The 10729-nt window shown below is 44.0% G+C and carries 8 protein-coding genes; 7 read left to right on the top strand and 1 reads right to left on the bottom strand.

Annotation, left to right across the window (positions count from 1 at the left end; genetic code table 11):
* Window positions 1-150 precede the first annotated feature (150 nt).
* From ACFP56_RS09630 to ACFP56_RS09615, 4 genes are all read left to right on the top strand, one after another.
* Window positions 151-4161: a carbohydrate-binding protein gene (locus ACFP56_RS09630; protein ID WP_379233778.1), complete on the top strand. Its 4011-nt coding sequence runs from the start codon at window positions 151-153 to the stop codon at window positions 4159-4161.
* A gap of 275 nt (window positions 4162-4436) precedes the next feature.
* Entirely contained in the window at window positions 4437-4802 is a 366-nt protein-coding gene (locus ACFP56_RS09625) for a GntR family transcriptional regulator (RefSeq protein WP_379233776.1), read from the top strand.
* Window positions 4799-5668, top strand: a complete 870-nt coding sequence (locus tag ACFP56_RS09620) for an ABC transporter ATP-binding protein (protein WP_379233774.1) — start codon at window positions 4799-4801, stop codon at window positions 5666-5668. Before ACFP56_RS09625 ends, ACFP56_RS09620 begins: the two co-directional genes overlap by 4 nt.
* Window positions 5665-6363, top strand: a complete 699-nt coding sequence (locus ACFP56_RS09615; RefSeq protein WP_379233772.1) for a hypothetical protein — start codon at window positions 5665-5667, stop codon at window positions 6361-6363. Before ACFP56_RS09620 ends, ACFP56_RS09615 begins: the two co-directional genes overlap by 4 nt.
* Before the next feature lie 94 nt (window positions 6364-6457).
* On the opposite strand, the gene ACFP56_RS09610 is transcribed toward ACFP56_RS09615, so the two are convergent.
* The gene (locus tag ACFP56_RS09610) at window positions 6458-7336 is read right to left on the bottom strand and encodes an exonuclease domain-containing protein (protein ID WP_379233770.1); all 879 of its coding nucleotides are present in this window, start codon (window positions 7334-7336) and stop codon (window positions 6458-6460) included.
* 169 nt (window positions 7337-7505) lie between these two features.
* Between ACFP56_RS09610 and ACFP56_RS09605 the strand changes: the two genes are divergently transcribed.
* From ACFP56_RS09605 to fumC, 3 genes are all read left to right on the top strand, one after another.
* Complete coding sequence (locus ACFP56_RS09605; RefSeq protein ID WP_379233768.1) at window positions 7506-8318, top strand: undecaprenyl-diphosphate phosphatase; 813 nt, start codon at window positions 7506-7508, stop codon at window positions 8316-8318.
* 181 nt (window positions 8319-8499) lie between these two features.
* Window positions 8500-9168: a bifunctional 2-keto-4-hydroxyglutarate aldolase/2-keto-3-deoxy-6-phosphogluconate aldolase gene (locus ACFP56_RS09600; RefSeq protein ID WP_379233766.1), complete on the top strand. Its 669-nt coding sequence runs from the start codon at window positions 8500-8502 to the stop codon at window positions 9166-9168.
* 124 nt (window positions 9169-9292) lie between these two features.
* Window positions 9293-10678 (top strand): class II fumarate hydratase, encoded by a 1386-nt coding sequence (fumC, locus tag ACFP56_RS09595; RefSeq protein ID WP_379233764.1) that lies wholly within the window; start codon window positions 9293-9295, stop codon window positions 10676-10678.
* The last annotated feature ends 51 nt before the right edge of the window (window positions 10679-10729 follow it).

Here is a 10729-nt window from a genome sequence, read left to right as displayed (position 1 = left end):
AACACACATGATATGGGTAGAAACGCTACTTTTCATATAACCAAATTCATTTAATATGGATGTTAAGTTAAGTTCAAATGGGCTTAATGAGAGTTGAAAAATATTTAGGACGTGTCTGATCAGACACGTGCTAACAAATGGAGGCTGAAAATGAAAAAACAGATTGCATGGTTAGGGATTATAACGATGCTAGTCGCAACAATCGTACTACCCCTTGGTTCTCACGCTGTTCGTGCTGAAGAGAGGCCTAATTTACTGACAGGAGCGACTGTGACTTCAAGCAGTAATAATGGTCCGTATACATCAGATCAAGCTTTTGACGGAAATCAAGCTACTTATTGGGAAAGCTCGGGGAACTCCTTTCCGCAGTGGATTCAAGTCGAGCTGGGCAGTGCAATCAGTCTCGATCAAATTGTTATGAAGCTTCCAGCAGGCTGGGGAACGAGAACGCAAACGATATCCATTCAAGGAAGTATAGACGGCTCCAGCTTCTATAGCTTGCAAGACTCTGCCAATTATGAGTTTAATCCAGCTTTAGACAATACGGTTGCAGTCAGCTTTAATGGAGAAACGACACGCTATATAAGACTTAATGTAACCGCTAACACTGGCTGGCCGGCTGCGCAAATTTCTGAGCTTGAGGTGCACGGTGAATCAACTGAAGAAATTGCAGCTGCTGCCATTCCCGGGAAAATTGAAGCTGAAAATTGGACGGCTATGAGCGGAGTTCAAACCGAAGCAACAGCAGATATTGGCGGTGGTCTTAATGTCGGTTGGATACATGTCGGCGATTGGCTTGATTACAATGTAAACGTACAAACTGCTGGTACCTATACGGTACAGTTTCGTGTAGCAAGCAATGTATCGACAGGCGAGCTTCAGCTTCGTTCGGGAAGTACCGTGTTGACAACAGCTGCCGTCCCGAATACAAATGGTTGGCAGAATTGGCAAACGATCAGTACGAATGTAACGCTTAGTGCCGGAGAGCAAACGCTTCGTCTTTATGCCAGCGGATATGATTTTAATATTAACTGGATGAATTTCATCCCGGTTTCCACAGATTCAATAGCTCCTACAGCTCCTCTTAATCTCACCTATACGCAGCTTGCTTCTGATACCATTCAATTATATTGGGATGCTTCAAGTGATAACGTTGGCGTGGCTTCATATGAAATTTTCGTAAATCATCAATTTCACGATCAAGTAGATGGAAACACACTCACTTATATCGATCAACAACCAGCGGATGCAACGGTAACCTATTATGTTATTGCTAAAGATGCTGCAGGGAATGCCTCTGTGCCTAGTCAATCTGTCACACGTTCTGGCTCGAGCGGTAATAATTCGAACTTAGCGCGAAACAGTCAGATCACGGCCTCATCGGAAATTTTTAACTTCGTAGCAGCGAATGTTCATGATAATGATGTGACTACGTATTGGGAAGGGAACGGGCTGCCAAGCATCCTTCATGCAGAGCTCAACGGAAATGCACATGTTACGTCCATTGTTCTAAAACTGAATCCGTCCACGGAATGGGGAACTCGTACCCAAACAATCCAAGTGCTTGGTCGCGATCAAAACTCCAGCGCGTTTACGAACTTAGTAGCCGCTACTGAATATGCATTCAACCCAGCTTCACAGAATACAGTAACGATTCCTGTTGAGGCTACAGTAAGCAATATCCAGTTGCATTTCATATCCAATTCAGGGGCTCAGAGCGGGCAAGTTGCAGAATTGCAAATTTGGGGCACATCACTGCCAAAGCCTGATTTAATCGTTTCAGATATGTCTTGGTCTCCTGTCTCACCCGATGAATCAGATTCTATTACTGTAAACGCTGTTGTACAGAATATAGGAACAGTAGCAGCCCCAGCAACCGATGTTGGTATTTATGTGGGAGAAAGCCTTGCAGGGTCAACGTCCGTTTCAGCTTTACATGCAGGAGCATCTGTATCAGTGTCTGTTGATGTTGGTGTACACAATGCCGGGTCCTACGAGCTAAGCGCGAAAGTAGATGAAGCTAACTTCATTATGGAGGAGAATGAAGGGAATAACAGCTATGCACATTCGATTCCGCTAGTGGTTGCTCCAGTTGCAAGCTCTGATTTAGTCGGAGTTGTTTCGTGGACACCTCATCATCCGCAAGCAGATGATGCAGTTTCATTTAGTGTAAAGCTCACCAACCAAGGAACAGTTGATACGGCTAGTGGTTCCCATGGTATTGCATTAGTGCTTAAAAATGCTGCAAATGATACGGTTGAGACCTTTTATGGTTCTTATGAAGGGGTGCTGCAGGCAGGAGAGTCGGCAACGGTGAACTTCTCTGGGTCATGGACAGCAGTAAATGGCAGCTACACGGTTAATGTGTCGGTTGAAGCAGACTCCAATGAAATTGAAGCCAAGCAAGCCAATAATGAAAGTTCCGCAAGTCTTGTTGTGTATGCTCTGCGAGGAGCTAGCATGCCTTATACACGGTATGATACAGAGGATGCAACATACGGTGGTGGAGCAATCTTAAACACTGCTCCAACTTTCGACCAGGCTTTAACCGCTTCTGAAGCGTCCGGTCAAGCATATGTGGCTCTGCCATCAAACGGTTCTTATCTGGAATGGACTGTGAGAGAAGGAGAAGGCGGAGCAGGTGTAACGATGAGATTTACAATGCCGGATTCACCTGATGGTATGGGATTAGATGGATCATTAGATGTGTATGTTAATGGCGTTAAGGCTAAAACCGTTCCGTTAACTTCGTATTATAGCTGGCAGTACTTCTCAAGTGATCACCCTTCCGATGTGCCGGGTAGCGGACGACCGCTTTTCCGCTTTGATGAAGTCCATTGGAAGCTAGATACACCTCTTGAACCGGGTGATACGATTCGAATTCAGAAAGCTAACGATACGATTGAATACGGTGTTGACTTTATTGAAATAGAACCTGTTCCAGCAGTTATTTCACGTCCTGCACATTCGGTTTCAGTTACAGATTTTGGTGCCGTTGCCGACGATGGGCAAGATGATCTTGCAGCCTTTGAGGCTGCAGTGAACGAGGCAGTTGCAACAGGGAAGACACTTTATATTCCAGAAGGAACTTTTCATTTGGGCAATATGTGGGTGATCGGTTCACCAACTGATATGATCGATGATATTACGATTATGGGAGCGGGGATCTGGCATACCAACTTACAGTTTACCAATCCGAATGCAGCATCTGGCGGGATTTCACTTCGCATTGCAGGTCAGTTGGATTTCAGTCATGTTTATATGAATTCCAATCTACGGTCACGTTATAATCAAGAAGCTGTGTACAAAGGATTTATGGATAACTTTGGAATAAACTCAAAAGTTCACAATGTATGGGTAGAGCATTTTGAGTGTGGATTCTGGGTAGGAGATTACGCCCATACGCCTGCAATAATATCGGAGGGGCTTGTGATCGAAAATAGTCGGATTCGCAACAACCTTGCAGATGGTGTTAACTTTGCACAAGGAACGAGTCATTCCACGGTAAGAAATAGCAGCTTACGAAATAATGGTGACGATGCACTTGCAGTGTGGACTAGTAATGTGAACGGCGCTCCAGCGGGTGTGAACAATACATTCACTTACAACACGATTGAAAATAATTGGCGTGCAGCGGCAATTGCATTCTTTGGCGGAAGCGGACATCAAGCGACGCATAACGTAATCATTGATACTGTTGGCGGTTCTGGTATCCGAATGAATACAGTGTTCCCCGGCTATCATTTTCAAAACAATACAGGGATTACATTCTCAGATACAACCATCATTAGAAGCGGAACGAGCCAGGATCTTTATAATGGTGAACGTGGCGCGATTGATCTAGAAGCTTCGACGACCCCGATTCGCAATGTGACCTTTAACAACATCGATATCATTGATGCACAACGCGATGCGATTCAATTTGGCTATGGTGGCGGCTTTGAAAATGTAACCTTTAACAACATCACGATAGATGGTGCAGGACTAGATGGAGTGACCACTTCCAGGTTTTCCGGACAGCATCTGGGCTCAGCCATTTATTCCTATACAAATAATGGAACGGTAACCTTTAATAACTTGACAACCAGAAATATCGCTTACCCTGAATTGTATTACATTTTAAATGGTTTTAATTTAATTATTAATAACAACCTGGATTAATGCAGCAGTAGATTTATTGTCAAGCAAATGTCAGATGAACGATCATTGACCAACGGCATCATGCGAGTAAAGAAAGCTAGTTCTTTCTTTACTCGCATGATGTTTTTTTTATTGCGCTGGGATAGGAATGATTGACAAACAAAAAGCTTGATTGTATAGTTAGTTACATAAGTAATTAACCACTTAACCGATTAGGTGAATATTTGTAGTTTGTGTAATTAATCTATTGGCATCGATTGACAATAGCAATAGGAGTACAAAGAAAGGAGCTGCCTGTGAACATTACATTGGACGGCGACAAGCCTATTTTTCAGCAAATTAAAGAGCAAATCGAAGATGCGATAATTGATGGGTATTTGATGGCGGAGGAGCGAATTCCTTCAATTAATGAATTTGCCAAGCAATATCAGATTAATCCAGCGACTGCAAACAAGGGTGTCAATGAGCTGGTAGATCGTGGAATTATATATAAAAAAAGAGGTGTTGGCATGTTTGTTAGTCCTGATGCTAAAGCGATTTTAATAGAAGAGCGTAAGCAAACGTTCGAGTCGAGCTATCTGAATCCACTTATTAGCGAAGCCGCTAGATTGGGCATCACGCTAGAAGAGCTTATTGAAATGATCGGGAGGAAGAAACGATGAATATTAAGGTAAATCAATTAACGAAGCAATACCGTCAGCGCAAGGTGCTGGATGAAGTAAGCTTTGAGCTCCACGGACCGGCCATTATTGGCTTCCTTGGTCATAATGGTGCTGGAAAAACAAGCTTTCTCAATATTTTATCAGGTCTGGTCGAGCAAAGCTCAGGAAGTGTAGAGGTTGATGGCAAGCCAGTATTTAATCATGCTGAGATCATGAAGCAGATATGCTTTATTGCTGAAACCGGCAACTTTCCATTGCATGTAACAGTCGATCAAGTGCTGAAAATGAATAAGCTGTTTTTTCCAAACTGGAATGAGGGATTGGCGGAGGAACTGCTCATTCAATTCTCATTGAATAAACGGGATAAAATTAAAACGATGTCAAAAGGAATGGTGTCCGCTCTTGGTGTTATTACAGGATTGGCAAGCGAAGCCCCGATCACCATTTTTGACGAGCCTTATATCGGAATGGATGCTTCTGGTCGTCAGCTATTTTACGAGCTGCTTGTGGAACAGCAAGCGATAGAGCCAAGAACCTTTATACTATCCACGCATCTTATTGACGAGGCTAGCAATTTATTCGAGGATGTGTTGATTCTTCACGAGGGTAAGCTGATATTGCATAAGCCATATGAAGAGATTCAATCGAGCATTGTTAAGGTGAAAGGCAGACTCGAAGATATCGAGGCTTATGTAGCGGGTGGTATGATTATCCATCGTGGACAATTTATGAATGAGCATATAGCAGTCGTTATGCATGATCAACCTACAGCTATAACTCAAGCGTCATTAAAGCTGGAAGCAGTCAAGCTGCAGGAGCTGCTGGTGCTGCTTAGCAAAAATAAAAGAAGGGAACTAAGCCGATGAACCAGATAAAGGGCGGACTTTACACGATGTATTTAAGCTGCAAGCGAGATTTTTATATCTTTACAGCAATCAATTCTTTTTTTCTTATATTGACTCTTGTGATGGGGGCGCTTATCCCGGATATTAAGATCTTTACAATTGGGGTCATTGTGGTGGTCATATTTACTTTTATCATCGCAATGAAGCTGCTGGATCGTTCCCTTGCCATTTTGCTTCGATATGGATTGAATCGGTCACGTTATCTTGCAGTTGCGGGGGCATTTATGCTGCTGTGGTCGCTTGCTCATGCTGCAGTGCTGCTGATTCTTAATTCTATTATGATGGCGATTACGAAGCAATTTGAAATCACTTCCGTCATTATTCCACGCTTAACGATGTTATACGATGATAGCCTGTCTCTTCTTGTAAATTATATGATGGATACGGCGTTTATTTTTATGATCGCGATGGTAGGCATGCTTATTAATGCTGTATTCTACCGCTTTGGATCTATAGGGGGCTACAGCTTTTCAGGCTTGCTGCTAGCGATCATATTTATAGGCTTTCCATTAAATTGGTTCTCTTCCTTGTTGGATGTAATCTTGTCCTGGAATGCTGCATTGTTTATTTCAGTAATTGTAGGTACTGCTGCTCTTGTACTTACAGCGATTTGGCTGCTGACGAGACGAATTTCTACGATTTCGGCTAATATATAATACGGCACAGGCAAATATTAAAAAGCCTGCATGTTGACTCTCTTGTGAGAGAAAGCGTGCAGGCTTTTTGCATCTATTTGATAGCAGTCGCGTTCTACTGCTCTTGTGTCTGCTCTTCTGTATTCACGACCACTTCTGATTGCTCTGGGCGCTCTGGCTGGTTGTCATCCTGCCCTTGCTTGCCTGTCTCCGCCATCGGTCTAGCTTGTGGCGGTCTTTCCTTCACAGGTTTAGCGGCCTCTTTTTCAAAGTGCTCCTTCATTTCTGCAAGCTTGCGAGGGTCTTCGGTATGAATACGTTCCTTCACAAATCTGGTCACATAATTGTCCCAGGTCGCTTCGGTTTTTTGTGCTCGCAGCAGACGAACAGAGTTTTTGATCGCGCGGCGTTCTTTGGCATTTGTATACGTATCGATATAAAGCTGCTTGCGTTCAAAGTCAAGCTGCTCGAATATTGCCCTAAAAATTTGTGCAGTCATAATCGCGTCATCAAGTGCTCGGTGCGCCTGCCCCGAGCCTTCAAGCTCGAGCATTTCAAGTGCGCCCTCCACGCTGACATCGTTGGTTAAACCTTTATATCGCGTAAACCCTTTTAACAGATCGAAATAAGGCGTTGTCATCCAAAACTGGTCGCTTAGCTTGTGCATTCTTGTATCAAGCACGATGCGCTTAATATCTTCTCCGCCCCATGTAATGAATATTAGCTCCTCAGAAGCGGACAGCCAATCTAAAAACTTACTGCTAACGCTTGGAAAGCGATCTGCACGGTCGATCTCTTCTTGAGGAATTCCGGTCTTTTTTTGTATAAAGTTGTTCAGCTTCGGAAAATAAACAGGCTTAATAAAGGCTGTAAAGGTGTCAAGCTGCTCGAGCTGAGTATTTAAGCGAACCGCTCCAATTTCAATCACTTCCATTGGAAGCTCGCTTGCAAATTTACGTCCATTAAATTCGATATCAAGTACAATGTAGTCCAAGATGCGTTACCTCCGTATTCAGCTTGCCTATTCATTTTAGCAGAAAGTATGCGTTATGCGTTAACTTTCCTTTTCGACATGGAATCGTTTATACTAAATAAGTTGTTGTTTTTTGCCGTTGTTTATGTTTTGATAGTTGCTTTAATAGAAAGGGAGGCATCGCATAGCTATGTCAGAAGTGTGGGAATGGTTGCAATATTTAGTACTGGGATTAATTCAAGGATTTACCGAGCCGATTCCAATCTCCTCAAGCGGTCATATGATTATTGCGCAAAGACTAATGGGAATGGAGCAGCATGGCTTATCGTTTGAAATTATGACGAACACTGCTTCACTTATCGCTATCCTATTCATTTATCGAGAAGTCATTACACGACTAGTGAAAAATGGGTTTGGTTATGTAAAAACGAGAGAAACACAATATAAACCGGATTTTAATTTTATTTTATACATTATTATTGGTTCCATTCCTGCGGGAATCATCGGCGTAATATTTAAGGATAAAATTGAAGAAGTTTTCTCATCAATTACTACAGTTGCCGTTGCCCTGCTTGTAACAGGGCTTGCGCTTTGGCTGATTCGCAACCTGCGCGGTGTTAAGCGTGATGGTGATTTATCGATCAAGGATGCCATCATTGTTGGTCTTGCCCAAGCGGTTGCCCTAATTCCGGGGATTAGCCGCTCCGGTTCTACCGTAATCGCTTCAATTGCTACAGGAATGAAGCAGGATACAGCGCTTCGTTTTTCCTTTATGCTTTATATTCCAGTAAGTCTCGGCGGGCTTGTTCTGGGAATTTCGGACATTGCATCTGATCCAGAGCTTCAAGCGCTTTGGTTGCCTTATTTGATATCTTTTGTGACAAGCCTGGTAGTCACATATTTCTCCATGCGTTGGTTTATGGGCATTATGGAGAAGGGCAATTTGCGCTACTTTTCCTATTATTGCTTTATTGCCGGGGCCTTAATCCTTATTTTTATGTAAAAATTAACGAAGGAGCAGCTGAATGTTCAGGTTTGCATTCAGCACTCTGCGAGATTAGCGAGAAAGCGCATGCAATAGATACTCATTCAGCATGAATCCCCTTTCAAGCAAGCATTGCTCTGCTCTAGTAAAACGTTTATAATTTTGGTAATTAAACGTCGATAAGGAGAGAGACTACTAGATGAAAAAGCTAAAAGTGTTGCAGCAGCTAACTGAAGCAGGTGTAGTCGCTGTATTGCGTGCCGATTCAGTAGAAGAAGTCGTACGAATGGCTCGTTATGCCATTGAAGGCGGGATTAAAGCTATTGAAATTACGATGACGGTTCCTCAAGCGCTGAAGGCTATCGAGGAACTAAGCAGCCAATATAGCTGTGACGTTGATCCTTCTGATCCTAATTTTGCGATTATCGGGGTAGGCACAGTGCTTGATCCGGAAACGGCTCGTGCCGCGATTATGGCGGGAGCAGAGTATGTGGTGGCACCGGCGCTTAATCCGGATACGGTCAAGCTGTGCAATCGCTACTGTATTCCATGCTTGCCAGGCGTGATGACGATTCAAGAGATCCAGTCTGCGCTTGAATTGGGTGTGGATATCGTGAAGCTGTTCCCGGGCAATTTGTATTCTCCAAGTGTTATTTCAGCGGTTAAAGGTCCGCTTCCACAAGCAAATATGATGCCTACTGGCGGTGTATCCCTCGCGAATTTGAAGGATTGGATACAAGCAGGTGCGGTAGCGGTAGGAATTGGATCTGATTTGACGAAGGATGCTGTTAAAACAGGCAACTTCGAGTTAATCAAGGAAAAGTCCGCTGCCTACATGCAAGCGTACCGCGAAGCTAAAGGTCAATAATGACTGCGCTGAAGTCTGACATGGAGTGAGCGTGCTGATTAGCAGTAATTGATTATACGGCAAGTTGAATGTACCATGCGCGTCAAGTAGACACAACAATAGCATAGAAAAGGAGATTTATGTGATGGAATATCGTATTGAACGAGATACTATGGGTGAGATTCAAGTTCCAGCAGATAAGCTATGGGGTGCACAAACGCAGCGAAGCCTGCAAAACTTCAAAATTAGCGGTGAGAAAATGCCGGTTGAGGTTGTTTATGGGATGGCGATTGTGAAGAAGGCTTCTGCCTTGGCGAATGAGCGTCTTGGAGTGTTGGATTCTGAGAAGGCGGCTGTTATTGGCGAAGCAGTGGATGAGATTTTAGCTGGCAAATGGGATGATCAGTTCCCGCTAGTCGTATGGCAAACAGGTAGCGGTACGCAAACAAACATGAACGTTAACGAGGTTGTTGCGCACCGTGCCAACCAGCTGCTTGCAGAACGTGGCAGCGAGCTTCGTATTCATCCTAATGATGACGTGAATCGCTCACAAAGCTCGAACGACACTTTCCCTGCTGCTATGCATATTGCGGGTGTGATTGCGGTTGAAGATCGTCTTCTGCCTGCGATTGATGTGCTGAACGGTACGCTGCAGGAGAAAATGAAGGCTTTTGATCATATTGTGAAAATCGGACGCACGCATCTGCAGGACGCTACGCCAATTACGCTTGGACAAGAAATTAGCGGCTGGTCTGCAATGCTGGAAAAATCCCGTGCCATGATCGAGTATAGCGTGAATAGCATGCGCGAGCTTGCGCTTGGCGGTACTGCTGTAGGTACAGGACTTAATGCGCATCCTGACTATGCGGTTACAGTTGCTGAGGAAGTAACGAAGCTTACAGGCAAATCATTCGTTACCGCAAGCAATAAATTCCACTCCTTGACTAGCCACGATCAGATGGTATTCACGCATGGTGCCATTAAGGCGCTTGCTGCTGATCTTATGAAAATTGCAAATGATGTACGCTGGCTGGCAAGCGGTCCGCGCTGCGGCATTGGCGAAATTACAATTCCTGAAAATGAACCAGGCAGCTCGATTATGCCGGGTAAAGTCAATCCAACGCAAAGCGAAGCGTTGACGATGGCTGTCTGCCAGGTAATCGGGAACGATACAGCAATTGGTATGGCAGCGAGCCAGGGCAACTTTGAGCTTAACGTATTTAAGCCGGTTATCCTGTACAATTTCCTGCAATCTGTTGCTTTGCTGGCTGATTCTATGATCTCCTTTAACGATAACTGTGCGGTAGGCATTGAGCCGAACGAGGCGGTTATTCAGCGCAATCTTGAGCAATCGCTTATGCTTGTAACGGCTCTTAATCCGCATATCGGTTATGAAAATGCGGCTAAAATTGCAAAAACAGCGCATAAGCAAGGTACGACATTGAAGGAAGCAGCTGTTGCGAGCGGATTATTGACAGCTGAGCAATTCGACGAGTATGTACGTCCTGAAAATATGATTGGACGCAAGTAGGCGTTTATACGTAATCGAATAATAAGGGCATTTGCGGCAGTTCTTGAGAGA

The organism is Paenibacillus septentrionalis (genome assembly GCF_042659865.1).
GTDB lineage: Bacteria > Bacillota > Bacilli > Paenibacillales > Paenibacillaceae > Pristimantibacillus > Pristimantibacillus septentrionalis.
This window is presented reverse-complemented; position numbering and strand designations above follow the sequence as displayed.